This window comes from Actinoallomurus sp. NPDC052274 (assembly GCF_040679475.1).
Classification (GTDB): domain Bacteria; phylum Actinomycetota; class Actinomycetes; order Streptosporangiales; family Streptosporangiaceae; genus Actinoallomurus; species Actinoallomurus liliacearum.
On sequence record NZ_JBFAUT010000043.1, the window covers coordinates 35,611 to 60,123 of the forward strand.

Here is a 24,513-nt window from a genome sequence, read left to right on the forward strand (position 1 = left end):
TCCGATCACGACCGGGCGGGGACCGTGGTCGAGGCCCGCACGATCAACTGGCAATCGAGTTCCCGGCGGAGATCCCCCGCGTCGGCGCCGGAGACGGTCAGGAGGTTCACGAGCAGGTCGACGGCCGCGCGGCCGGCCCGCTCGTTCTGCATGGCGACGGTGGTCAGCGGCGGGGTGGCCATGCCCGCCATCGGGATGTCGTCGAAGCCGACGACGCTCATCTCCTCGGGTACCGCGACGCCCCGATCGGCCAGCCGGGACATCACCCCCAGCGCCAGCAGGTCGTTGAAGGCGATGATCGCGGTGACGCCCTCGGCGATCGCCAGGTCGGCCGCGTGCGGCCCGGCCTCGAAGCGCGGGGCGAACGGCCCCAGCTCCACGATCTCCATGTCGTACCGGGCGGCCTGGCGCAGGCCGCGCCGTCGCTCCCGGTTGGACCAGGACGCCTTCGGGCCGTTGAGGAACGCGACCCGGCGGTGTCCGAGCGCGGCGAGGTGGTCGATGGCCTGGCGCATGCCGCCCGCCGCCCCCATCAGCACGGCCGGGTTGTCGCGCACCTGGCGGTTGATGAAGACCAGCGAGGTCGTCCCGACCACGCGGTCGAGCTGGCTCTGGGTCATCCGCGACGAGCAGAGGATGACGCCGTCGACCTGCTTGGCCATGGCCTGGACGAGGGCCATCTCCTCGGTGGCGTTCTCGTCGCAGTCGGCGAGGAAGACGGCGTAGTCCGCCTCGCGGGCCCTGGCCTGCACGCCCTTCAGCACGGTGGGGAAGAACGGGTTGGACAGGTCGGGGACGATCACGCCGAAGTTCCCGGTCTTTCCAGTGATCAGTCCACGGGCGGCGCGGTTCGGGCGGTACCCGAGCCGTTCCGCGGTCTGCAGCACGTGCTGCCGGGTCTCCTCTTTGACCAGGTCGGGAACGGTGAACGCCCGGGACACGGTCGATACCGAGACTCCCGCCTCGCGGGCGACGTCCTGAATGGTCACCGGCACCGCGGCTCCTCAAGGATCGACCTGGATGCATGAAACTATGCAAACGTTTGCAGAGCCGGTCAATGTAACGTGCCGGGCATAAGGCCGTAACCCGCGCCGTGACCTGCTCGGTAACCCGCCCGGTGACCCGCTCAGTAACCCGCGAGCAGAGCCCGGGTGTTGTCCCACCCCTCCAGGCCGGGGTCGAGCAGCGAGACGTCGGCGGGCGTGCGCAGACGATGCCAGCCCGGCGCGGAGCGTACGGCGCCGGGGGTGCCGGCGGCCTTGCGCAGCCGGGCGGGGGCGTTCGGGGTGTCCAGGTCGATCCCGGACAGCCAGGCGGGTGCCGGAAGCCGGGCCGCGAGCGCGACCAGCCCCCCGCCGGCCGCCGGGCAGACGGCGACCTGCCCGCTGCCGAGGGCGCGGAAGAGCTTGCCGAGGAGCAGGGCCGGCAGGTCCGGCGCGTCGGGCGCGACGATGGCGGCGTGCTCGGCGCCCAGCTCGTGCAGGGCGTGCAGCAACGCGTCGAGTCCGGTCACCCGTAGCACGCGCGTGCCCGGCCAGGTGACGGCCTCGGCGTCGGGGTCGGGAGCGGGCAGGGCGAGCACCGGCGTGACGAACTCCAGCCCGGCCACCACCTCGTAGGTGTCCTCGAGCAGGGCGAGCCGGTATTCGTCGGGATCGGTGCCGGGCGGCGCCGCCGTGTCCGTCCCGGCCAGGACGGCGGCGTACCGGCGCGTCACCTCGCGCGGTCCCCGTCCAGCAGCGGCGCTCCGTCCAGCAGCGGGTCGCCGTCCCGGCCCGGCACGTCGTCGGTGCCGAAAGGGCGCTCGCGCGGCTGATCGCCGTCCGTCAGCGGAAGCCCGGCGGTGGCGGCCACGCCCTCGAGATAGCCGCGGGCCCGCTCCGTCCGCGGATAGCGGTTGACCAGCTCCCAGAACGGCGGCCCGTGCCCGGGAACGAGCAGATGGGTGAGCTCGTGCATGAGAACGTAGTCGACGACCCAGCCCGGCATCCCGCGCAACTGCGTGGACAGCCGGATCGTGCCGTCGTCGGGAGTGCACGAGCCCCAGCGGCTGCGCTGGTTGGTCACCCAGCGGACACTGGCCGGCGCGGCCCGGCCGTCGAGGTAGCGCCGCGACAGCTCCCGCGCCCGGTCATGCAGCGCGTCGTCGCTCGGGCGCCTGCGCCGCTCGCGATCGGCCAGCCGCTTGAGGACCGTGTCGATCCACTCGCGCTCTTCGGCCGCGCTCAGCCCGGCGGGGACCATCACCACCGTCTTGTCGCCGTCTCGGCGGGCGGTGACCGTCCGCCGACGCCGGGCACTGCGACGCACCTCTATCTCGCCTGTGGGGGGCACGCTAAGCACCGTACCGAAAACTTTGATTTCTCCACAGGGGGTGAGTCGCGTTTTCGCTGGTAGGGACGGCGCAATTTCGAACATCCCCAGGGCTGTCCACACGCTTTGCGCAGGTTTTCCACAGGCTCGGCGCGCCCTGTGGGCCTACGGTGGACGAACGGCGGCCGGGCGCGCCCGGCGACCCCGGCCACCGGGCGAGACGTGAGATAGCACACACCCGCCCGTTTGCGCTGGTCGTCCGGCTAACGCACGATGGAGGGAGCGGGCGGCCCCAGATGCTCCCCCGGCCGGATGTGGAACCAACGGCACGCCTCGCCGAGAATGAGGTGACGTGCGGAGCGAACCGGCAGGCACGGCCGCCTCGCGGATGCGCTGAGAGCAGGTACTCAATGAGCGATCTCCCCCGCCGCGCTGTGACGCGGACCGCCAAGCTGGCCTCCCTCCCCATCGGCTTCGCCGGGCGCACCGCCCTCGGTGTCGGCAAGCGCACCTTCGGCAGGCCCGCCGAGCTCGTCGCGACCGAGATCCAGCAGCGCACCGCCGAGCAGCTCTTCAAGGTGCTCGGCGAGCTCAAGGGCGGCGCGATGAAGGTCGGCCAGATGCTGTCGATCTTCGAGGCGGCGCTGCCGCCCGAGATCGCCGGCCCGTACCGCGCCACGCTCACCCGCCTCCAGGAGGCCGCCCCGCCGCTGCCCGCGGCGACGGTGCACAAGGTGCTGGCCGAGGCACTCGGCCCGGACTGGCGCGACGACTTCGCCGAGTTCGACGACCGGCCGGCCGCGGCGGCCTCGATCGGCCAGGTGCACAAGGCCGTCTGGCACGACGGCCGCACCGTGGCCGTCAAGGTGCAGTACCCCGGCGCGGGCAAGGCGCTGCTGAGCGACTTCAACCAACTGGCCCGGCTGAGCAAGCTGTTCGCGGTGCTCGCGCCGGGCCTGGACGTCAAGACGATGCTGGCCGAGCTGAGGCGCCGGATCGCCGAGGAGCTCGACTACACGATCGAGGCGGAGTCGCAGGCGACCTTCGCCGAGGCGTACGCCGACGACCCCGACTTCGTCATCCCCGACGTCGTCGCCCAGTCCGGGCACGTGCTCGTCACCGAATGGATCGACGGCACCCCGCTGTCGGCCATCATCAGCGACGGCACCCAGGAGGAGCGCGACCACGCGGGCCTGCTCTACTGCCGGTTCCTGTTCTCCGGGCCCGCGCGCTGCGGGCTGCTGCACGCCGATCCGCACCCCGGCAACTTCCGGCTGCTCGACGACGGCCGGCTCGGCGTCATCGACTTCGGCGCCGTCGACCGGCTGCCCGGCGGCTTCCACCGGCGCATCGGCGTCCTCATGCGGATCGGCACGATGGGCGACATCGACCAGATCATGAAGGCGCTGCGCGAAGAGGACTTCATCCGCGAGGGGGTCGAGGTCGACCCGGACTCACTGCACGCCTTCATCGGCCCGATCGCCGAACCGCTCGTCGAGGAGACGTTCAAGTTCAGCCGGGAGTGGCTGCGCCAGGAGGCCGCCCGGGTCACCGACCTACGCCCCACGAACGTCGTCCGGCAGCTCAACCTGCCGCCGTCGTACGTGCTGATCCACCGCGTGGTGGCGGCCGGCACCGGCGTGCTGTGCCAGCTCGAGGCCGAGGGCCGCTTCCGCGACGAGGCGCTGACGTGGGTGCCCGGATTCGCCGCGGACGACGACCCGGACTACACCGACGACTTTCCCGACGATCTCGCCGACGACGAGAACGACGACGAGATCGCGAGCTGACGAGGTCCGCGCGGCCGTCGCGCACCGGGACGTACGCGGCGTCGCGCGCGGACTCCCCGCCTACCAGTAGACGGGATCCAGCCGGCCCTCGATGGACCGGATGTTCTCCCGGCTGCAGCGGTCGCACAGGTAGACCGGCCCCCGCTCGGTGATCTCGGTCATCCAGCCCAGCGGTGCCTCAGCGGTGGCTCCACACGACGAACAGCTGACCATCCCCGCGCCCCCTCCATCCGGCTCCCTCACAGCATCCCCGATCGTCGACACGCGCGGAAGCCGAACGCGCCGTCCGAGAGCCACGCCACATCGTCCCGCCGCAGGCGACGGGCCCCCGGCCGTGTGGTGCCGGGGGCCCGTTTCCTTCGGGAGGCGCGTCGGCTGTCGCGTCAGCGCGTGGTCAGTAGGCGCCGGAGGCGGACCGCGGTCACCTCGGCGTCGCGCCGGGCCCGCCGCATGGCGCGGACCTGGGCGGCGTCGCGGCGGCTCGCGGCCACCCGCTCGGCGTCCCGTATTCGTTCCTGGGACAGTTCAATGCTGAGCAAGCTCATCTTCTGCTCGTTCTCCATGTCGATGGGAAGTTCCGGTCGGTGCGTCATGCCGCCACCACGTCGGCGTTCTTGCGCGGGCGACCCCGCGGCCGCTTCCGGGGGACGACGACGCCCCGTACGAACAGCTCTCCGCCCCAGACGCCCCAGGGCTCCCGGCGCTCCTTGGCCCCGGCGAGGCAGGTGCGCCGGATCGGGCACTCGGCGCACAGCGCCTTGGCCAGCTCGACGTCCTGCGGTGACTCGGCGAAGAACAGCTCAGGCTCGGTCCGGCAGGGAAGATCCAGGTTCTCGCTGATCGCGGTCAGCGCGAGTTCCACGGTCTTTACCCCTCTCTTGATGTGGTCTCGTTGGCTCGGACGGTCTGGCCAAACAAAAAGGCCGCGGTTCCCGGTTCGGGATCCGCGGCCTGGAGGCCTGCTCGGAGCTATTGCTCCGGTGGTCTCCAGGGGCACGGACCCACTCCGGCGCGCTTCTCAGCAGCGCCCTTGACCTGGGCATTCGTCTGGGTAGCCGGGAACATCCCAAGGACATGCCACGCCTGCAGATCGATGCCGCCGGGTCGCACACGTCCGCCTTCGACGGACGCATACCGGGACTCGAGGCTCGACAGCGACGCGGGGACAACGGTGGAGCCGCTCAGGGACACCATCGTCGGACGCGCGCAGGCGGCGGCCCAGGTCGTGGGAATCAGTGTTTTCCTCACCGGACTGCCACCTCCACTCATCCGATCGAGGCTCCGCGGAACGGAGCCGTTCAAGTGCTCGCGAGAAGCGTACGATCGCCCACAGGATCGGGGCAACGTATTTTCTACCTGCGACTTCTTATTTTTTCTCACACCGTCTTCGCGGCCACTCCGCGTTGCCGGGCGGCCTCGTAGAGGAAGACCGTCGCCGCGGACGCGGCGTTGAGCGAACTCGCCGCCCCCACGATCGGGATCCGGACGATCGCGTCACACGCCGCGCTCCAGGCACCGCTCATCCCGCGGGTCTCGTTGCCGATGACGAGCAGCACGGGACCCCGCAGGTCATGGTCTCCGACGTCCACGGTGCCGGACTCGTCCGTCCCCACGATGGCCAGCCCGTTCTCCCGCGCCCAGTCGACCACCTGGCGGGGGGCCGCCGCCCGTACGACCGGCAGAGCGAACAGCGACCCGGTGCTGGCGCGCACGGATTTGGGGTCGTACGGGTCGGCGGCGTGGCCGGTCACGATGACCCCGGAGGCCCCGAAGGCGTCGGCCGAGCGGACGACGGTGCCGATGTTGCCCGGCTCGGCGGCCCGGTCAAAGACGATCACGGGCCCCTCGGGGGTGATCCGCCCCAGGTCGTCCGGTGGCAGCGCCGCGACGGCCACCAGCTCGGCGTTCTCCTTGCCGGCCAGCTCGTCCAGCAACTCCGGCGCCATCTCGACCCGCTCGGCCGTCGTCTCGTCCAGCACGCCCTGCGCCCAGGAGGACAGCCGCCGCCCCTGGGCGTACAGCAGGGCACGAATCGGCCGCCCGTGCTCGACGGCGAGCGTGATCGGCCGCACGCCCTGCACCAGGAACTCCCCTGAGCGCTGGCGCTTCGTCCGGTTGGTGAGCAGCGCCGCCCACTGCTGAAAGCGCGCGTTCCGCGTAGTGATCCGCATCAGCCAGAACCGTACGCCACACCGGCACCGAACCGGCCCCCACCTCCGCTCCCCGGAGACGGGGTCACGCCGGCGTCTCCGGCAGGTCGAGGTCGACCTTGCTCAGGACCGCCTGGCCCTCGCGGAGCAGGCCGACGGCGCGGGGCAGGTCCTTCAACCGTGCGGCCAGCAGATCCAGGGTCAGGATCATCGAGCGCGCGGGGACGCCGCGTGCGGTGAGGATGTCGCCGATCCAGGCGATGAACCGGGTGAACAGCTCGGGATCATCCAGATAGAGGGCGGCGCTCAGGAAGTCCACGATGTGGGCGAGGTCCTCGGCGGTGCGCTCCCGCTGCTGCTCGTCGTACTCGGCCATCGCCGGCAATCGTTGCTTCAGCTCACCGAGGACCGCTGCGACGTGCCGGTGGGCGTTGTGGGTGACGAGCGTGTACTCCCGGTCGGCCAGATGCGGCAGGTCGTTCGCCGACCGCCGGGGATCCTGTAGGGCGAACCGGCGAGCGACGATCTCGGCGAGGAGGTCGGCAGCGGCACGCGCGTCGGGGGCCCAGCCGTCGGCGCCGAGCCGGTCGGCGTAGCACCCGCCGGGGCCGAAGGCCGCGCCGCCGACGATGACGGGGAAGCCCGCGGCCCGGCACGCGGCGATCGTGGCGTGCGCGGTGGGCAGGCGGGTGGGGATGGAAGAGGACAGGGCCAGCGCGTCGGGTCCCGTACGGTGCAGATGATCGACCAGGTACGGGACGGGTATCTGGCAGCCGAGGAAGTCGACCTGCCAGCCCCGCAGCCGGAGGGTCTCCGCCAGCAGGCGGGCGGGCAGGACGTGCCACTCCCCGTCGACGCAGGTCACCGTGACCCGGCCCGGAGACGGCCGGTGGGACGACGCGGACGCGTGGTGGGCCACCGCGGTGACGACATGGTCGTTGACGGCCGTCGCGGCGTGCTCCCGGGCGACGCTCATCCGGTTCGCGGCCCATTCGGTGCCGATCTTGGCCTGTACCGGCGCGACCACGTCCAGCAGCGCCGACTCGGCGTCCAGCCCGGCGTCCAGTGCCGACCGTACGGTCTGGACGGCGGCGCACTCGTCGCCCTTCCGCACGGCGTCCCACAACCGGGTGGAGAGGGCCCTGGTGTCCGGGCGGTTCGAAGCGGTCGTCATCGGTCTCCTCGCCTCGTGAGTGGCGCTCCGGTCACGGGCTCCGGGTGTACGGCGCGCTGATCGCCACGATGGCCATGTCGTCGTGGTCGCGGTTCCCTGCCCACTGCGCCGCGAGCATCTGCACGTGCTCCACGATGGCCGCGGCGGGCATCCCCTCGCATTCGGACAGCGCGTCCTTCAGCCGCCGCTCGCCGAACATGGCGTCGCCGAGCGGACCACCGCGGGCCTCGGTGATGCCGTCGGTGTACAACACGCAGGTCTCGCCCGGCGCGAGTTCTGTCTCGACGGTGGTCGCCTCGATCTCGGGGAAGGCGCCGATCAGGAGGCCGCGGGTGGCGGCCTCCTCGACGCCGCCGCCGGAGCGCACGATCAGCGGCGGCGGATGCCCCGCGCTGGTCAGCCGCAACCGTACGCGATCACCGGCCCGCACCGCGGACGCCAGTACGACGGTGGCGAACCGGCTCGATTCCGTTTCCAGCAGCGCCCCGTTGAGCAGGGACAGCATCCGCAGGTGATCTCCGGCCATGGGCAGCAGCGCGCGCAGCGTGGTACGGATCTTTCCGGTGGTGACCGCCGCCTCCAGCCCCTTGCCGCACACGTCGCCGAGGGCGACGAGGGACTCGGCCGTCTCATCCGCGCCGGGATGGACCTCGTAGAAGTCACCGCCCACGAGCTCGCTGCGTACCGACGCGCGGTACCGTCCGGCGAAGTCCACGCCGTGGACGCGGTGCAGCCGGGGCGGCAGCAGGTCGCGCATGAGGATCGTGGTGATCCCGGCCTGCTCGGCGTACATGCCGGCCGCCGAAAGCGCCGCGCCGGCCCGCGCCGCGAACAGCCGGGCGAACCTGTCCTCGTTCTCGCCGAACACCGGCCGGTCAGCACGGCACAGCAGGATGAGCGCGCCGGCCGGAGCGCACACGCCGGGCAGCGGTGTCACGACCGCCGTGCCGACCGGCCCGTGGAAACCCTCGGGAACGGCCCACGGCGGCAGCTCGCCCGGGTCGATCCAGCGAGAGGGAACCGGCGGGAAGTGCCACAGCGCCTCGTTCAGCCCGGGCACCTCGGCGAGGGCGACCGGCGCGGTGAGACGGGACACCTCGCCCCCGTGGGCCGCCAGGACCGTCGGCGGTCGGCGCCCCTCGGCGTGCGCGACGAGTACCGCGGCGTCGGCCAGATGCTCGGCCGCCAGCCGTGCCGTGGCCTCCGTGCACCGGTCGACGTTCAACGTCGTCAACAGGGCGTTGGCCGCCTCCGCCAGGAGCGCCATGCTCTCCCGTTCCGCCGCCAGCTCGGCCTCCGCCCGCCGCCGATCGGCCTCCGCCCTCTGCTGGTCGGCCTCGGCCCGCTGCCGGTCGGTCTCGTCGACCAGCCACCACATCACGTTCCCGTCCGGGGAGCGGGCCGGGTACGCCGTGAAGCTGCGTCGGCCCACCTCGCCCCGCACGGGCGCGGCATCGGCGCCGGACTCGTACGTGTCGCGGTGTGCCTCCGCCAGCCATCCGGGCGTCGTCGCCGCGAGGCTCGCCCCCGGCTCCGCGCGTGGGAACAGCCGGACGGCGGCCTGGTTCAGCTCCACCACCCGGCCGTCGGCGTCGGCCAGCACCACCGGGTACGGAGCCGCGCCCCACGCGGCCTCCGTCACCCGCCCGTGGCCCCGCCGTCCCGTAGAGGTAACGCCAGGAACGTCCACGCCGTCGGACCCGCGGGTCCCGCGAGCCCCACCACCTTCCCGATCTAGGACGTTGTCAGATGACACCGCCCATGCTGAGGTATGACCCGCAACCGCCGGTTCACCCCTTTTGCCACGCTAGCCGCTCACCCGGGATGCCCAGTTCGTAGCGTCGCGATGACCTCCGGTGGCACGGAACTCCTCGCGAGCCACGGGAGCATTCCCCTCTCGAAACGGTAGCTACCGTTAGGTCGAAGATGGGAGGTGGTGGACGCATAGCGCCGGTCCGGGACGTAGCGGCATACATCCTGCAGCAGCGTGGCCCCATGACCGCGATGAAGCTGCAGAAGCTCTGCTACGACGCTTACGGGACGCTTACGGCTACCATCTCGCGTGGGAGGAGCGTCCGCTCTTCCCCGAGCCGTTCGAGGCGTGGGCGAACGGCCCGGTCTCCAGCCCTGTACGCCTGCCACCGTGGCCGCTTCGAGCTCGAGGCCGGTGCGATCCCCGGCGACCCCTCAGTTCCGTCATACGTGACCGGCTTTCGAAACGACGGCGCACTGGAGGATCACACGTGAGCAGCCTGGACCTGTCTATCGTTCAGTGGCGCGTGAGCAGCTACAGCGGAGGCCAAGGCGGTGAATGCGTCGAAGTCGCCGATCTTCGGAACACGGCCGTCCTGAACCCGTAGCCCGGTCAGCGGCCGGTGATGCGGATGAGGCCTTTCTGGACCACCGAGACGTCGCACCGGTAAGCGCCGACTGGCTCGTCCAGCACGCCCTGCACCAGGAACTCCGCCGAGCGACGGCGCTTCGTCCGATCGGTGAGCAACGCCGCCCACTGCTGAAAACGCGCGTTCCGCGTGGTGATCCGCATCAGCCGGCCACCGTACGCCACCGCGAGCCCGAGCCTTGGAGCGTGTCAGAACTTGCCCGACTGTTCTTCGGTGCGGTGCCCCAAGTGCTCGCTGAACACCGCGCGGAAGCCGTTGCCGAGCGGCGGCCACCCCCAGAAATCGAACGCGAGCGCTCCGAGGGCGAAGCCGTCCCCGAACCGCCACTCGGTGACCGGGACGGAGGCTCCACAGGCGGGACAGAGGACGCTCCCTTCACCGGTCTCCTTCCAGGCGGCAATGCCGTCGCTGAACGGCTGCCAAGCCTCTTGGTCCGCCTCCAACTCCACCGGGTAGTCGATGATCACGGTTCTCGTGTCACACCGCGGGCAGGTAGCGGAGTCCGCCTCGCTCTGTCCCTGTCCCCCGACGTGATAATCCCGCCCGACGATGACCGCCACCGGACCCGGTATCCACGACGAGTCCGACGAATCTGCTACAGCCCGTTCCCAGTTGGGGCCTGGCTTATACCCATCGTCCACGGTCAGGCTGTACATCCCCTCGCGGGACATCTCGCGCATGATCAGCCCCTCGGAGACCATCCAGTCGACCATCTGCTTCGCGAGCGACCCAGCCTCCTCGCCGGTAACCTCGACATCGACGATCCGCTCGAAAAAGTCACCCATTAACATCGCCCATCGCCGTCGAACCCCTACTCGATCAGCAGCGCTGATCGTGCCGCTATCCTCCTACAGCCAGGGTGTCGTTCTCTCGCGGGGTCGAGAACCTGCCGCCAGGCAGGTGCCGGCCCGTAGGCCGAGACAATGACGTTATGCGAGAACAATTGGCCTTTTGAAATACGACGAACAGACGTGAGCAGCCTGGACCTGTCGGTCGTTCAGTGGCGCGTGAGCAGCCATAGCGGGGTCAAGGCGGCGAATACGTCGAGGTCGCCGATCTGCGGAGACGGCTGTTCTGGACGTGTATCCGCGGTCAGGAGTCGGTGACGCGGATGAGGCCTTCCTGGACGACGGAGACGACGAGCTCGCCGGACCGGGTGAAGACCTGACCGCGGGCCAGGCCGCGGGCGCCGGAGGCGTTCGGGGTGTCCTGGGCGTACAGCAGCCACTCGTCGGCGCGGAACGGCCGGTGGAACCACATCGCGTGGTCGAGGCTGGCGCCCATCGTCCGGCGGTCGCCCCAGGCGAGGCCGTGGTTGAGCAGGACGGTGTCCAGCAGGGTCATGTCCGAGGCGTACGTCATCAGGCAGACGTGCAGCAGCGGGTCGGCGGGCAGCTCGCCGGCCACCCGCAGCCAGACCAGCGACTCCGGCCCGACCAGCTCGGGGTCACGGGCGGCCTCCCAGGTCAGCGGGGTGACGTGCCGCAGGTCGATCGGCCGGTTGCGCATGAACTCGTTGTCCAGCTTGCCGAACAGCCGCTCCATCCGCTCCTGGAACGTCGGCAGCTCCTCCGGGCCCGGCACCTCGGGCATCGGCGCCTGGTGCGACGGGCCGTCCTCGGCGATCTGGAACGACGCCGAGAGGGTGAAGATGACCTTGCCGTGCTGGATGGCGGAGACGCGGCGGGTGGTGAACGACCTGCCGTCGCGGACCCGGTCGACGGTGTAGACGAGCGGCACGCTCGGGTCGCCGGGCCGGATGAAGTACGCGTGCAGCGAGTGCACCCGGCGGTCGTCGGGGACGGTACGACCGGCGGCGACCAGCGCCTGGCCGGCGACCTGGCCGCCGAACACGCGCTGCTGGCGCTCCTCCGGGCTGCGCCCACGGAAGATGTCGGCCTCGATCTGCTCCAGGTCGAGCAGGTCGAGCAGCTCCTTCAGCGCGGCGTTCATCGCTTCCCTACTCCTCAGGCTTGCGGGGTCTCTCCCCGGCACAGGGCGAGCACGGCCGAACCGTATCGCTCCAGCTTGACGGCGCCGACACCGGGGATCGCGGCCAGCTCCGCCTCCGAGGCGGGGACGCGCTCGGCGATGGCCTGCAGGGTGGCGTCGGTGAAGACGACGTAGGCCGGGACCTTCTGCTCCTTGGACGCCGTCACGCGCCAGTCCTTCATGCGGGCCAGCAGATCCTCATCGTAGTCGGCCGGGCAGCTCTCACAGCGGCCCAGCTTGCGCTCGATCGCGGCGGTCAGCGGCCGTCCGCAGACCCGGCACGGCTGCGGTCCGGAGGCGACGGGCCGGCGCTTCGACCGGTCGACGCGGGGCGGACCCGAGCTCTGCGGCGCGAGACCGTCGAGGAACCGCGACCTGCGGCGGCCCTTGCGGCCGCCCGGGGACCGGGCGAGCGCCCAGGACAGGGCGAGGTGCTCGCGGGCCCGCGTCACGCCGACGTACAGCAGCCGGCGCTCCTCCTCGATCTGCTCCGGGCTCTTCTCCGCGTAGATGATCGGCAGCGTGCCCTCGACCAGACCGGCGAGGAACACCGCGTCCCACTCCAGGCCCTTCGCGGTGTGCAAGGTGGCCAGCGTGACGCCCTCGAGGGCGGGGGCGTGCTGGGCGTTCGCGCGCTCCTCGAGCTCGGTGACGAACTCGCGCAGGCCCGCGCCCGGCCGGTCGGCGGCGACGTCCTCGGCGAGCTGGGCCAGGGCGGCCAGGGACTCCCAGCGCTCCCGGGCGGCGCCGCGCCCCTCCGGCGGCCGGTCGGTGAGCCCGGCGGCGGCCAGAACGTCGCGCACGGCCCGTACGAGCGGCTCGCCGTCGTCGGCGGACCGGGCGGCGCCGCGCAGGAGCACCACCGCCTGGCGCACCTCCGCGCGCTCGAAGAACCGCTCCGCGCCCTTCACGACGTACGGCACGCCGGCGTCGGCGAACGCCTGCTCGTACGGCTCCGACTGGGCGTTGATGCGGAACAGCACCGCGATCTCCCGGGCGGGCACGCCCTCCTCGATCAGCGCCCGCGCCCGCTTGGCGACGGCCTCGGCCTCCGCGACCTCGTCGTCGAACTCGTGGAAGGTCGGCTCGGGGCCGCCGGGCCGCTGCGCGACCAGCTCCAGGCGATGCTTGCGCGCCTCGCCCCTCGCCTGCGCCAGCACGCCGTTGGCCAGGTGCACCACCTGCGGGGTCGACCGGTAGTCGCGGACCAGCTTGACGACCTTCGCGTCGGGGTGCTCGACCGTGAAGCGCAGGAGGTACGCGGGGCTGGCACCGGTGAAGGAGTAGATCGTCTGGTTCGGGTCGCCGACCACGCAGATCTCGTCGCGGTCGCCGAGCCAGACGTCGAGCAGGAGCTTCTGCAGCGGGTTGACGTCCTGGAACTCATCGACGACGAAGTAGCGGTACTGGTCGCGCACCTGGTTCGCGACCTCCTGATGCTCGGTGAGCATCGCGGCGGTCAGCTCCAGCATGCCCTCGAAGTCGAGCAGGTTGCGCTCGCGGCGGAGCTCCTCGTACGCCTCGTAGATCCGGGCGACGTCCGACGCGTCGGCCGGCGGGGTACGCCCGGCCTTGGCGGCCGAGGCCGGGTAGTCCTCCGGGCGGGTCTGGGTGACCTTGGACCACTCGATCTCGGCCGCGGCGTCGCGCAGCTCCGTACGGCCGAGGGACAGACGGCAGGCCCGTGCCGCCTCCGCGACCAGGCCGAACTTCGACTCGATGAGCGTGGGAGGATCCCCGCCGATCACCTTCGGCCAGAAGTAGGACAGCTGCTTCAGCGCCGCCGAGTGGAAGGTACGGGCCTGCACGCCGGGCGCGCCGAGCTGCCGCAGCCGACCGCGCAGCTCACCGGCGGCCCGGGTGGTGAACGTCACCGCCAGCACCCGCTGGGGCGCGATGACGCCCGTCAGTACGGCGTACGCGATCCGGTGGGTGATCGCCCGGGTCTTGCCGGTGCCCGCACCGGCCAGCACGCACACCGGGCCCCGGGTCGCCTCGGCGACCGCGCGCTGGTCCGGGTCGAGCCCGGCGAGGATCCGCTCGGCCTCCATAGCCCCTCCCTTCACTCCTTTCCATCCTCCCAGGCCCGGTCGCCCGCCGTCGCCCGTGTGCGGCGCTCGGGGGAATGCCGGCCGTTGATCGGACGTTGGGACAGTCGACTCGAGCGTCGCCCCCAGACGAAGGAGAGCCATGACCGCGCCCGCGACGGGTGAGCTGACCATGTACACCACGACCTGGTGCGGCTTCTGCCGCCGGCTCAAGACCCAGCTGGCCCGTGAGGGCATCCACATGGTCGAGGTGGACATCGAGCGCGACCCGGCGGCCGCCGAGTTCGTCGAGAGCGTCAACGGCGGCAACCAGACCGTGCCGACCGTCGTGTTCCCCGATGGTACGGCCGTCACCAACCCGTCGGCCAAAGAGGTCAAGGCGCGCCTCGCCGCGCTCTGAGTGAGGTCCGGCCCGAACGCTCAGGAACTGCGGCTTCTCCCGTCCCGGTCGAGGAGCCGCAGGAGCGTTCCGCCGAGCACCAGGTCGCGCACCTCTCCTGGCCCGGTGACCCGTTCGACCGTGGTGCGGGCCACGACGGGATCGCCGTACGGCGCGTCCGAGCCGAACAGCGTCCGCTCCGGCAGCTCCTGGACGGCCAGCCGCACCGCGAAGATGAGGTGCGCGGTGGACAGCTCCAGGTAGATGTTCGGCGTCTCCCGCGCCAGCTCGACGGCGGTCATCCAGTTCAGCCCGCCGAGCTGACTCACGATCAACGGCACCGAGGGATGCCGTGCCGCACAGGGCGGCCAGCGTGCGCAGGTCCTCGGCGGTCGTCGGGGCGAAGCCGTGCACGACGACGGGCAGGTCGCCGTGGTCGTGCGCCGCCTTCAGCACCGGCTCGATCCGGGCGGCCCCGCCGGGAGGCGGGGTGAGCTCTCCGATGCCGTGCAGCCCGCGCCCCACGATGTCCCGCTCGACCGCCGCGGCGATCTCGTCGTCGGAGAGGTTCAGGCGCACGGAGCCGAACCCGATGAACCGGTCCGGGTGGGCCGCCAGCGCGTCGTCCAGTTCCCGCCACGCGGCGGCGTACCCGTCGTCGCCCGTACCGCGCCCGTCCAGCGCCCGGTCCAGCACGCTCATCTCCCGCCGGAGTCCTTCGAGGTCGGCGGCCCGTTCGGGGTGCGGCCGGGTGGGGAAGAGGACCGCGCGGTCCACCCCCGCGTCGTCCAGGAGACGAAGGTGGTCCGCGACCGGGTCGTGGACGTGGCCGTGCGCATCGATGATCACTGCGGGCTCCTCGTGTCGGCGGCCGCCGGAATGCGGCCGGCGGGCCCACTGTTGCCCCCTGACACAGTTGGAAGGTCAAGACGGGAGGGCCGACGGCGTGCTCATCGGGGAGCTGGCCGCCCGGACGGAGACCAGCGAACGCCTGCTCCGCTACTACGAGCGGGTCGGGCTGCTGCGACCGGAGCGCGAACCGAACGGATACCGGGTGTACGACGACGGTGCCGTGGAAACGGTCGCGCGGGTGCGGGCGCTCCTGGCGGCGGGGCTGCCGACCCGCGTCATCCGGCAGGTCCTCCCCTGCACGAGCGCCAGGAGCACTGTCGCCCCGTGTCCCGGGGTGCTCGACGCGCTCCGGGCCCAACTGGACGCCCTCGACCGGCGGTCCGCGCAGATCGCCACCGCGCGGGAGCTGCTCCGGCGGACGATCACGGCGACCGAGACCTCGCTCGACGACCCGGGCGGAAGACTCGGAGAACGCCGGGATCCGGCGGAGATCTGAGGCTTTCGTCCCGTGTCGCCGCCGTGTTCACCGAGCGTTCGGCGCCGGAGTGGTCGGCCCCGATCGGCGACCGCGCCGATCGCTCGGCGCGTCGGACGGTCAGCGGGTAGAGGACAGGCCGGTGATGACGACCTTTCCGATCGGGCGGTCCTCGACCAGGTGGCGCAGCGCCTCACCCACCGCCTCCAGCGGGTAGATCGAGTCGATGACCGGGCTGATCCGTCCCGCCGTCAGCAGGCCGGTGATCTGGGCCCAGGCCGCCGTCGACTCGGCGGTCGACGCGGCGTGCAGGGAGAAACCGTGCAGAGTGGTACGGCGTTCGATGACCTCGTGCAGTGGAAGCCGGGTGCTGTGGCCCGCTGAGCAGCCGACCAGGACGAGGCGTCCGGCCACCGCCATGGCGGCCACGATCTGCGCGGTCACCGGTCCGCCGACGCCGTCGACGGCCAGGTCGATGCCGGCCGGGAAGCCGTCGCCGAGCGCGTCCGGCAGCCGGTCGCGTTCGAAGTCGACGACCTCGATGCCACGCGCCCACGGGGCGGCCCGGATGGCCTCCGCCTTGGCCGTGGTCCCGACCCCGCCCGCGACGGCTGCCGCGCCGAGGGCGCGCGCCAACTGAACGGTGGCGTTGCCCACGCTGCCGCCGATGCCCGGCGCGAACACGCACCGCCCCGGCCGGAAGGCGCCCATGCGCAGGGCGAGCAGCCCGGTGAGGTAGGCGATGGGGACGGCGGCCGCGACCTCGTCGGAGACGCTGACCGGGATCTCGGCGAGATTCCGCGCGGGTACGACGGCGAACTCGGCCATCGTGCCGTCCGCGGTGACACCGCCGGGACCGGCGAAGAACATCACCCGCGTGCCGGCCCGCCAGTGTGCGGCGGGGTCGGCGACGACCACGCCGGCGCCCTCACCGCCCAGCGTGAGCGGGAGCAACCCCACCCGCGACGGCCCGCTCGTCGCCAGGGAGTGGTCCAGCGGCGTCACGCCCGCCGCCGTGATCTGGACGAGCACCTCGCCGGGAACGGGGACCGGGACCTCGACCTGCTCGATCCGCACATCCGTCGTGTGCGCGGTGATCGGATAAGCGCGCGCCGCCTTCACGTGTGTCGTCCCCCCCGAAGATCCCCCATACCCGCCCCGGGCGGACGGCACGCCCCGTGCCGACCCGAGCACCCCTGATCCACAAGCCCCGGCAGAAGGCAGGCTGCGAACAGACGAGCGGTCTGGACGGTCTCGTACGTGCCGTATGCGGCACGAGCAGACGCCGGAACCAGAATCTTCAAGGAGTGCACCATGGCATATGACCTCAACTCAGGCCTCGACGGCTTCCGCCTCTTCGTGGTCCTGGGCCGCGACATCGACGTCATCGTCCATGGCGAAGAGGGCCGCACCAAGCTCGACGTCCACATCGAGGCCACCGGCGACGTCTTCGAGACCGAGGCCGCCAAGGCCAAGCTGGTGCCCGTGGTCGACGAGCTCGAACTGGCGCTGTTCCCTGCGGTGACCCGCTCCAGCGGGCTCCAGGGAGGCGTTCACGTGGGAGGGACCCTCATCGTCCGGGCCGACCGAGGCAGCATCGCCGCCCCGATCATCAAGGGACCGGTTCGCCTCGGCGGTGGTCGAGTCACCATCGGCGAGCCGACCCCGGCTCCGGCCACGGACGAGGGTCACCTGACGGTCACCTTCAGGATCCCCTCCGACTTCAAAATCCGTGTCAGCCTCGACAGCGGCGACATCACCACGCATGGTGTGCCGGAGGACAACGCTCGACTGCGCACCAACGCCGGAACGGTGACCCGCCACTGAGCGGAGGCTCACCGGAACGGCTCACCTGAGGAGCCCTGCCGGGTCCGGCCGGGTCCCTCCGTCGAACCCACCTGGTCCCGCGGCTCGCTGCGGGACCAGACTCGTCTAGGGACGATGGCACGCCCCGTGCCGGTGCCCGGCGCGCAGCCGCGGGCACCGGCACGGGAGATCGGGGGTCAGCTCGGCAGCGTCCACTTCTGGTTGGCGCTGCCGGCGCAGTCCCAGATCTGCAGGCGCGTGCCGTTGGCCGAGCTCGGGCCGGTGGCGTCGAGGCAGCGCCCGGAGGCCGGGTTGACCAGCGACCCGTTCGCGCCGGCCTGCCACTTCTGCGCTCCGGTGCCGTTGCAGTCGTACAGCTGTACCTGCGTGCCGTTGGCCGTGCCGGCCGCGGTGACGTCCATGCACTTGCCGAGGGCGCGCAGGGTCCCGTCCGACCCGACCGTCCACTGCTGCGCCGACGTGCCGTTGCAGTCGTAGAGCTGGATCGCCGTACCGTTCGCGCTGTTGGCGGCGTTGACGTCCACGCACTTGCCGCCGTAGCCGGTGATCTGGCCGGTGCGCCCGCCCGGCGAGCTGGAGGTGGTGACGTGCACGTAGTCGACCACGAGCTGCTGCGGGAAGGTCGTGCTGCCGTCCGGGTCGCCGGGCCAGTAGCCGCCGACCGCGAGGTTGACGATGATGTAGAAGGGGTGATCGAAGACCCAGCGGTTGCCGTTCAGGTCGGCCGGCGTACGGGTCTCGTAGACGTTCCCGTCGACGGACCACTGGATCGAGTTCGGCGACCAGTCCACCGCGAAGGTGTGGAAGTCGTCGTAGAAGTGCGCTCCGCCCGGCAGGGTGTAGCCCGCGCCGATGCCGGCGGAGCCGGAGTAGCCCGGTCCGTGGATCGTGCCGTGCACGGTGCCCGGTTCGAAGCCGACGTTCTCCATGATGTCGATCTCACCGCTGTTCGGCCAGCCGACGCTGCCGATGTCGTTGCCGAGCATCCAGAAGGCGGGCCACATGCCCTGGCCACGCGGGATCTTCATCCGGCTCTCGAAGTGGCCGTACGCCTGGGTGAAGGTGGCCGCGGTCGACAGCCGGGCGGAGGTGTACTGGCAGGTCCCGTACCAGCAGTTGTAGTTGCCGGGGTTGTCCTTGCGGGCGGTGATCACCAGGTGTCCCTGGCCGTCGAGCGCGGCGTTGTGCGTGCCGCTGGTGTAGTACTCGCGCTCGTGGTTGTTGACGTTGTCGCCGGTCTCCGGGCGCCACTTGCTCGCGTCGACGGCCGCACCGGCGGGCCCGTCGAAGTCGTCGGTGAAGGTGGCGGTGGCGGCCGCCGCGGCCGGCAGGATCGTGGCGTGGGTGCCGTTGCCGGCGACCACCGTCGCGGCGCTGCCCAGGCCGGCGAGCGCCAGGGCCGCCAGGAACAACCGGCCGGTCCTACGTCGGCGGGGTGACGGGGACATGGCTCTCCTCTCGAGTTGCGGGAAGGGGTGTCAGCTGGGAAGGGTCCACTGCTGGTTGGCGGCGCCGGTGCAGTCCCAGATCTGCAGCCGCGTGCCGTTGGCCGAGCTCGGGCCGGTGGCGTCCAGGCACCGGCCCGACGCCGGGTTGACGAGGGACGAGCCCGTCCCCCGGGTCCACTGCTGGGCGCCGGTCCCGTTGCAGTCGTACAGCTGGACCTGGGTGCCGTTCGCGGTGCCGGCGGAGGTGAGGTCCATGCACTTGCCGAGGGCCCGGATCGTGCCGTCCGTTCCGACCGTCCACTGCTGCGCGGTGGTGCCGTTGCAGTCGTAGAGCTGGACGGCGGCGCCGTTGGCGCTGCTCGCCCCGGCGACGTCGACGCACTTGCCGCCGTACCCGGTGATCTGGCCGGTGGCGGTGCCGCCGCCGCTCTGGGTGCCGTTCCAGGTGAAGGTCGCGGTGGTGTGGGCGGGCAGCGAGTAGACGAACGACTGGCCGCCCCAGACGACCTTGACGGACTGGGTGCTGCCGCTGTCGTTGTAGGCGATCAGCGCCTTGGAACCGTCCGGGTTCTGCCAGGCGACGTTCGGGACGGCGGTGTTCGCGGTGGAGGCGATGCGGTAGGCCCCGGGCCGTACGAACTTGGTCAGGTGGCCCATGTCGTAGTACTCGATGGTGTAGTCGACCTGGCCGCTACGGGAGTCGCCGTTGTGCACGGTGACGAGGCCGGTGCAGGTGCCACAGCCGCCGTTGTGCGGGCCCATGTTCTGGTCGACGGCGAGGGACCACTTGACGACGCTCTTGCCCCAGTTGCGGGTGTAGTCGACGATGTTGTGCATGTCCTCCTTCTGCTGGTCGCCGATCCACGTGCCACCGGAGTGCTCGGTGTCGTAGGCGTCCACGGAGGGGTACTGGTTGTGCACGGTGGTCTGCTCGGTCACGTTGCCGCCGTAGCCGTGCCAGGCGATCCCGCCGAAGAGCGAGTCGTTCCGGATCGTGGCGTCGTCGACGACGGGGGCGCCGTAGCCGTCGTAGGCGTCCCAGTTCCAGTCGAGGGCGAGCACCTTGGTGGTGAGGCCCGCCGCGTGCAGCGCGGGCAGCAGGTTCGTCTTGGTGAAGTAGTCCAGGCCGGAGCCGTTCCAGCTCATCGACGGGTAGCCGTTGCAGCAGGTGGGCTCGTTCTGCGCGGTGACGAGGTCGACGTGCACGCCCTGCGCCTCGTACGCCTGGAGGTACTTCACGAAGTACTGGGCGTACGCGCCGTAGTACTGGGCCTGCAGCCAGCCGGGGTTGTTGAAGTCGCCGTTGTCCTTCATCCAGGCGGGCGCGCTCCACGGGGTGCCCATGACCGTGAGCGCCGGGTTGAGCTGCTTCGCCTGTTTGGTGAGGGGCACGACGTCGGCGAGGTCGTGCGCGATGGAGAAGTGCGCGAGACTCGGGTCGGTCTGGCCGGCGGACATGTCGTCGTATGAGTAGCTGTAGCGGGCGAGGTCGGACGCGCCCATGGGGTTGCGCAGGAAGCTCAGCCCGATCCCGGCGGACGGGTCGAAGAGCTTCTGCATGACCTGGGTACGGGTGGCGGAGCTGAGCGCGCCGCTGCTGTTCAGGAGCCAGGCGGCCGTGTCGGTGAACGACGCGCCGGCGCCGGTGAAGCGCTGGTACCTGGTGTTCTCGTCGACGGTGATGGTCTGGGCGGCGCTGCCGCCGGTTCCGAACGCGATCGGCGTCTGCTGTTGCAGGCCGCGGGTGACGTGGCGGCCAGCGGAGTCGTCCGTGGTGGTGAGCCAGATGTTCACGGACTCCCCGGCGGCCCGGGCGGGGACGGGGCCGGCCACGAGGGCGGCGGCGAGGGCGATGAGCGCGCAGAGGGATGTGGTGAGGGACCGGTGCAGGCGCGCGGGGTCGACGCGGTGGAGCACGGTGCTTCCCTTCGGTCCGGAGCGGGTACGGCGGCCTCCCCCGAAGGCTGCTGACAGGAAAGCTTCCTTTCAGTCAAGCGGGACACTATCCCCCTTAAAACAAGGTGTCAATGAAGTCGTTTCGCCTGGACAACCCGGCGGAAAGGGCGACCGATCCGTTATAGCGGCCGCTCCCGCCTCCGAGCCTTATGCGCGCCTTAACGGCTCCCTAAGGTCACCCGGCGGCACGCGGACGGCGGTAGATGGTGATGCCGGTGGCCTGGGCCACGACCCGGTAGCCCAGCGAGGGCAGGTCCGCGATCATCGACTGCTCGTACGGTGCGCCGGTGGTCACCACCCATTCGGGACGGAACCACGGGGTGGGCTCGCTGAGGAAGCGGAACACCCGGCAACGGCCGGTGAGCTGAGGTGCGATGCGGTTGGCGGCTGCCACGTCCGCTCCGTCGGGGATAGTCCGCAACAGCGCTTCAGCGGTCCTGACCTGTTCCGGCACCCGCCAGGAGGCGGGGCTGAGCACACTCCAAAGTGGTTGCGGAACGCACACCGCGATGAGGAGGGCCAGGATCGGCGCGACACGGGCGGCCCGCAGCAGGACGACGCGGTCGCTCGCGCGCATCCGGGCCAGGCCGTCGGCGAAGGCGATGAAGAGAATGGGCATCAGCACGGCGCTGTAATGGAACCGAGTACCCCAGAGGTTCGGACTGGACGTCCAGAATCGCGCGAGCAAAGAGGGAGCCGCGAGCAGCACCAACGGCGAGCGCAGCGCGAAGAACAGCGTAGGCGCGAGCAATGCCAGCATGGTTTCCTCCTTGGTCACCGGAACCGGCAAAGAGGAAATGGGTCCTGCGGTCTTGCCGTACGGATAGGAATGGTGTGGATTGAACGCCGGGATGATGATGACGACGACGAGCGCGCCGACCTCGACCGCGACCGCGGCGACGAGCGCGCCGAGACCGCGGCGGCCCCGCCAGAAGATGTACGCGCCGATCGCCGCGACGATGAACGCCTGATCCTCCTTGACGAGCAGGAGCGGCAGCGCCCAGCCCGCGGCGGCGCGCCAACTGCGCCGGGCGAGCAGTTCCACGCTGCGCGCGAGCAGCGGCACCGCGAAGGCGATCTCGTGAAAGTCGAAGACGACGGCCTGCTGAATCCCCCACGACAGGCCGTACGCCAGGCCGAGGCAGACACCCGCACGGTGGCCGCAGAACTCGATCGCGAGGCGCGTCACCGGCACCGCCGACAGCGCGAGCAGCGCCGCCTGGAGGACCAGCAACGTGACCGGGCTCGGGAATATCCGATAGAACGGCACGGCGAGGATGATGACCGGATGGAAATGGTCGCCCAGCAGGTTGAAACCGGGCCCTTTCAGATCGGCGATCGGCGGGCGCAGATGAGCGTACGAGCGGACCGCCTGCTCGAAGATTCCGAGATCATATCCGGTGCTCCGCATCTGACGATGACGGTTCACCGAAAGCGCGGAGTAAGCGGCGAAGAGCAGGCCGGCGAGCAGCCGTGGAGAGGATGACACGGCGGGCAGACTGGCCGACCGGCGCTGAATGCCCGCTGAAGCAACCTGAAGCCGATTTCAGGAATGCCCGGCGCCATGTCGCCATAATGGCCCGATGCGGTTGTTGCTGGTGGAAGACGACGAACGGCTTTCGACCACGCTGACCCATGGCCTGCGGGCCGAAGGGTATGCGGTCGACGTCGCCCATGACGGCCGGGAGGGGCTGAGCCTCGCGCTCACCCACCCCTACACCGTGGTCGTCCTGGACATCATGTTGCCCGGACTCAACGGCTTCGCCGTCTGCGAGCGGCTGCGCCGATGCGGCAGCTCGGTGCCGATCCTCATGCTGACCGCGAAGAACGGCGAGTACGACGAGGCGGAAGCGCTCGACACCGGCGCCGATGACTACATCTGCAAGCCGTTCTCCTACGTCGTCCTCGTCGCCCGGCTGCGCGCGCTGCTGCGCCGTGGCGGCGCGACCCGCCCATCGGTCCTGACCGCCGGCGACCTGCGGCTCGACCTCGCCGCCCGCCGATGCCGTCACAGCGCGGCGGAGGTACGGCTCACCGCGAAGGAGTTCGCGGTGCTGGAGTGCCTGGCGCGCCGGCCGGACGAAGTGGTCGCCAAGATCGACATCATCGATGAAGTCTGGGACCAGGCGTTCGACGGCGACGTGAACATCGTCGAGGTCTACGTCCGCACCCTGCGCCGAAAGCTCCCGTCCGGGCCGCCGACGATCCAGACCGTGCGCGGCGCCGGCTATCGGCTGGTGACCACCCGTGGTTAGGCGGTTCACGTCGGTACGGGCGCGGGCCGCGCTGAGCGCGGCGCTCGCGGCCGCCGTCGTCTTCGGCGCCGGCGGCTGGGGAGTCCGCGACGTCGTCCGTGACCAGAGGATGACCGCAGCGCGGGAGGAGGCGACACGGGACGCCTTCTCGCTGACCTACAGCTTCGAGTCGGGGGTCAGACCGGAAGGCACCGACTTCTCCTTCGCCGTCGTCCTCGCCGATGGGCGGAGCGCCATGGTGTCCGGGTCGATCTTCGGCGAAGACCTGGACATGCCCCTGGCCGAATTCCCCCCACGGGTCGGGTGGGGCATCCGTACGGTCCGAGGGAAGGGCCGGTTCGTCGTCGGCACCACCGACGTGCTGCCCGCCGACCAGATCAAGAGCCTGACCGGCAGCGGCGGCCAGGCGGCCCAGCGCCTGACGGTGTATGTGCTCGTTTCGCCGGCCGACGCCAGGACGGCCGTCGCCACGATCGATCGTCTGCTCGGCTGGGGCCTGCCGGTCGCCGTGCCGTTCGTCGGCCTGATCGCCTGGTTCGTCACCGGCCGGGCCCTGCGGCCGGTGGAGGCCATCCGGGCGAAGATGGCCGACATCAGCGCCCACGCGCTCGATCAGCGGGTTCCCGTACCGGCCATCGACGACGAGATAACCCGTCTCGCCCGGACCACCAACGAGACCCTCGACCGGCTCGAACACGCCCACCACCGGCAGCGGCACTTCGTCGCCGACGCCTCTCACGAGCTGCGGACCCCGCTGGCGGGCCTCCGCAACTCGCTGGAGATCGCGCTGGCCTACCCAGAGCGAACGGATTGGCCCAACACGGTCGCCACGGCGCTGGCCGACGTCGACCGCCTGCAGCGCCTGGCCGAGGATCTCCTCTTGCTCGCCTCACCCGTGCCGGCCGCGTCGACGGCCTCGGACCTCGCCGACATCGTCGAGGAGCAGGTGGCCGAACGCGCCCACACCGGCGACGGCCCCGCGTTCACCGCGCACACGACCGGCCCCGCCCTCGTACGCGAGACCGAGACCCGGCTTGCGCGGATCGTGCGCAACCTGCTCGACAACGCCGCCCGGCACGCACGTACGAAGGTGACGGCGACCGTCGCCGGCACCGGCACCGGCACCGGCACCGGCACCGGCACCGGCACCGGCGGCAGCGTCACGCTGACCGTCACCGACGACGGCCCGGGCGTCCTGCCCGAGGATCGCGAGCGGATCTTCGAGCGCTTCGTCCGCCTCGATGACGCCCGTACCCGCGCGGACGGCGGTGCCGGGCTCGGGCTCACCATCGTCCGCGATCTCGTCACCGGTTTGGGGGGCACCGTCCGCGTTACGGACGGCTCCACCTTCGTCGTCACACTTCCCGGCGACGACACATGATCGCCGCCGCGCGGCGGCACGGGTCCACTGCTCCTCGCAGGCTTGACGCTCTCCGCCGATGGCGGTACCAC

23 protein-coding genes and 1 pseudogene are annotated in these 24,513 nt (G+C 71.1%); 7 read left to right on the plus strand and 17 right to left on the minus strand.

Annotation, left to right across the window (positions count from 1 at the left end):
- Positions 1 to 5: 5 nt before the first annotated feature.
- The 3 genes from AB0K82_RS30180 to AB0K82_RS30190 form a co-directional block, all read right to left on the minus strand.
- Positions 6 to 995, minus strand: coding sequence for a LacI family DNA-binding transcriptional regulator (locus AB0K82_RS30180; RefSeq protein WP_364403535.1), 990 nt, complete (start codon positions 993 to 995; stop codon positions 6 to 8).
- Positions 996 to 1,126: 131 nt separating this feature from the next.
- Positions 1,127 to 1,717, minus strand: a complete 591-nt coding sequence (locus AB0K82_RS30185; RefSeq protein WP_364403537.1) for a DUF2064 domain-containing protein — start codon at positions 1,715 to 1,717, stop codon at positions 1,127 to 1,129.
- Positions 1,714 to 2,334 (minus strand): M48 family metallopeptidase, encoded by a 621-nt coding sequence (locus tag AB0K82_RS30190; RefSeq protein ID WP_364403539.1) that lies wholly within the window; start codon positions 2,332 to 2,334, stop codon positions 1,714 to 1,716. The genes AB0K82_RS30185 and AB0K82_RS30190 overlap by 4 nt, the downstream gene beginning before the upstream one ends.
- A 389-nt stretch (positions 2,335 to 2,723) precedes the next feature.
- Here AB0K82_RS30190 and AB0K82_RS30195 point away from each other — a divergent pair, with 389 nt between their 5' ends.
- Complete coding sequence (locus AB0K82_RS30195) at positions 2,724 to 4,103, plus strand: AarF/ABC1/UbiB kinase family protein (RefSeq protein WP_364403541.1); 1,380 nt, start codon at positions 2,724 to 2,726, stop codon at positions 4,101 to 4,103.
- Positions 4,104 to 4,486: 383 nt separating this feature from the next.
- Here the strand turns inward: AB0K82_RS30195 and AB0K82_RS30200 are convergent, their stop codons facing one another.
- The 5 genes from AB0K82_RS30200 to AB0K82_RS30220 all read right to left on the minus strand — a co-directional run bounded on the left by AB0K82_RS30200 (position 4,487) and on the right by AB0K82_RS30220 (position 9,069).
- Positions 4,487 to 4,696 (minus strand): hypothetical protein, encoded by a 210-nt coding sequence (locus tag AB0K82_RS30200; protein ID WP_345353944.1) that lies wholly within the window; start codon positions 4,694 to 4,696, stop codon positions 4,487 to 4,489.
- Complete coding sequence (locus tag AB0K82_RS30205) at positions 4,693 to 4,965, minus strand: WhiB family transcriptional regulator (RefSeq protein WP_345353945.1); 273 nt, start codon at positions 4,963 to 4,965, stop codon at positions 4,693 to 4,695. The genes AB0K82_RS30200 and AB0K82_RS30205 overlap by 4 nt, the downstream gene beginning before the upstream one ends.
- A gap of 514 nt (positions 4,966 to 5,479) precedes the next feature.
- Positions 5,480 to 6,274, minus strand: a complete 795-nt coding sequence (locus tag AB0K82_RS30210) for a TrmH family RNA methyltransferase (RefSeq protein ID WP_364403544.1) — start codon at positions 6,272 to 6,274, stop codon at positions 5,480 to 5,482.
- Between the two features lie 64 nt (positions 6,275 to 6,338).
- On the minus strand, positions 6,339 to 7,427 hold the full coding sequence (locus AB0K82_RS30215) for a cobalamin-dependent protein (protein WP_364403545.1): 1,089 nt from the start codon (positions 7,425 to 7,427) through the stop codon (positions 6,339 to 6,341).
- 31 nt (positions 7,428 to 7,458) lie between these two features.
- Positions 7,459 to 9,069: a PP2C family protein-serine/threonine phosphatase gene (locus AB0K82_RS30220; protein WP_364403548.1), complete on the minus strand. Its 1,611-nt coding sequence runs from the start codon at positions 9,067 to 9,069 to the stop codon at positions 7,459 to 7,461.
- A gap of 637 nt (positions 9,070 to 9,706) precedes the next feature.
- Between AB0K82_RS30220 and AB0K82_RS30225 the strand changes: the two genes are divergently transcribed.
- Positions 9,707 to 9,787: a DUF397 domain-containing protein gene (locus AB0K82_RS30225; RefSeq protein WP_364403628.1), complete on the plus strand. Its 81-nt coding sequence runs from the start codon at positions 9,707 to 9,709 to the stop codon at positions 9,785 to 9,787.
- 5 nt (positions 9,788 to 9,792) lie between these two features.
- Here AB0K82_RS30225 and AB0K82_RS30230 read toward each other — a convergent pair whose 3' ends face one another.
- From AB0K82_RS30230 to AB0K82_RS30245, 4 genes are all read right to left on the minus strand, one after another.
- Positions 9,793 to 9,972, minus strand: a complete 180-nt coding sequence (locus AB0K82_RS30230; protein WP_364403551.1) for a hypothetical protein — start codon at positions 9,970 to 9,972, stop codon at positions 9,793 to 9,795.
- A 45-nt stretch (positions 9,973 to 10,017) separates the two neighbouring features.
- On the minus strand, positions 10,018 to 10,614 hold the full coding sequence (locus tag AB0K82_RS30235; protein ID WP_364403553.1) for a hypothetical protein: 597 nt from the start codon (positions 10,612 to 10,614) through the stop codon (positions 10,018 to 10,020).
- A 307-nt stretch (positions 10,615 to 10,921) separates the two neighbouring features.
- A complete protein-coding gene (gene tesB / locus AB0K82_RS30240) occupies positions 10,922 to 11,782 on the minus strand; it encodes an acyl-CoA thioesterase II (RefSeq protein ID WP_364403556.1) in 861 nt (286 codons plus the stop codon).
- A gap of 14 nt (positions 11,783 to 11,796) precedes the next feature.
- Positions 11,797 to 13,872: an ATP-dependent DNA helicase UvrD2 gene (locus tag AB0K82_RS30245; RefSeq protein ID WP_364403558.1), complete on the minus strand. Its 2,076-nt coding sequence runs from the start codon at positions 13,870 to 13,872 to the stop codon at positions 11,797 to 11,799.
- 139 nt (positions 13,873 to 14,011) lie between these two features.
- Between AB0K82_RS30245 and AB0K82_RS30250 the strand changes: the two genes are divergently transcribed.
- Complete coding sequence (locus AB0K82_RS30250; protein ID WP_252806155.1) at positions 14,012 to 14,269, plus strand: mycoredoxin; 258 nt, start codon at positions 14,012 to 14,014, stop codon at positions 14,267 to 14,269.
- 20 nt (positions 14,270 to 14,289) lie between these two features.
- Here the strand turns inward: AB0K82_RS30250 and AB0K82_RS30255 are convergent.
- Positions 14,290 to 14,595, minus strand: a pseudogene (locus AB0K82_RS30255) (amidohydrolase family protein); the annotation flags it as partial.
- A gap of 569 nt (positions 14,596 to 15,164) precedes the next feature.
- On the opposite strand from AB0K82_RS30255, the gene AB0K82_RS30260 reads away from it, so the two are divergent.
- Entirely contained in the window at positions 15,165 to 15,596 is a 432-nt protein-coding gene (locus tag AB0K82_RS30260) for a MerR family transcriptional regulator (RefSeq protein WP_364403561.1), read from the plus strand.
- Positions 15,597 to 15,695: 99 nt separating this feature from the next.
- Here the strand turns inward: AB0K82_RS30260 and AB0K82_RS30265 are convergent, their stop codons facing one another.
- On the minus strand, positions 15,696 to 16,697 hold the full coding sequence (locus AB0K82_RS30265; RefSeq protein WP_364403564.1) for a zinc-binding alcohol dehydrogenase family protein: 1,002 nt from the start codon (positions 16,695 to 16,697) through the stop codon (positions 15,696 to 15,698).
- A 192-nt stretch (positions 16,698 to 16,889) separates the two neighbouring features.
- Between AB0K82_RS30265 and AB0K82_RS30270 the strand changes: the two genes are divergently transcribed.
- Positions 16,890 to 17,402: a hypothetical protein gene (locus AB0K82_RS30270; RefSeq protein WP_364403567.1), complete on the plus strand. Its 513-nt coding sequence runs from the start codon at positions 16,890 to 16,892 to the stop codon at positions 17,400 to 17,402.
- A 176-nt stretch (positions 17,403 to 17,578) separates the two neighbouring features.
- Here AB0K82_RS30270 and AB0K82_RS30275 read toward each other — a convergent pair whose 3' ends face one another.
- From AB0K82_RS30275 to AB0K82_RS30285, 3 genes are all read right to left on the minus strand, one after another.
- Positions 17,579 to 18,850 carry a family 16 glycosylhydrolase gene (locus tag AB0K82_RS30275; RefSeq protein WP_364403570.1) on the minus strand — a complete coding sequence of 424 codons (1,272 nt, stop codon included), beginning with the start codon at positions 18,848 to 18,850 and terminating at the stop codon, positions 17,579 to 17,581.
- Positions 18,851 to 18,880: 30 nt separating this feature from the next.
- Entirely contained in the window at positions 18,881 to 20,767 is a 1,887-nt protein-coding gene (locus AB0K82_RS30280; RefSeq protein WP_364403572.1) for a ricin-type beta-trefoil lectin domain protein, read from the minus strand.
- Positions 20,768 to 20,981: 214 nt separating this feature from the next.
- A complete protein-coding gene (locus AB0K82_RS30285; protein ID WP_364403574.1) occupies positions 20,982 to 22,295 on the minus strand; it encodes a DUF2079 domain-containing protein in 1,314 nt (437 codons plus the stop codon).
- A 94-nt stretch (positions 22,296 to 22,389) separates the two neighbouring features.
- On the opposite strand from AB0K82_RS30285, the gene AB0K82_RS30290 reads away from it, so the two are divergent.
- Both AB0K82_RS30290 and AB0K82_RS30295 read left to right on the plus strand, forming a co-directional pair.
- Positions 22,390 to 23,061: a response regulator transcription factor gene (locus AB0K82_RS30290; protein ID WP_364403577.1), complete on the plus strand. Its 672-nt coding sequence runs from the start codon at positions 22,390 to 22,392 to the stop codon at positions 23,059 to 23,061.
- Positions 23,054 to 24,442: a HAMP domain-containing sensor histidine kinase gene (locus AB0K82_RS30295; protein WP_364403580.1), complete on the plus strand. Its 1,389-nt coding sequence runs from the start codon at positions 23,054 to 23,056 to the stop codon at positions 24,440 to 24,442. Before AB0K82_RS30290 ends, AB0K82_RS30295 begins: the two co-directional genes overlap by 8 nt.
- Positions 24,443 to 24,513 lie beyond the last annotated feature (71 nt).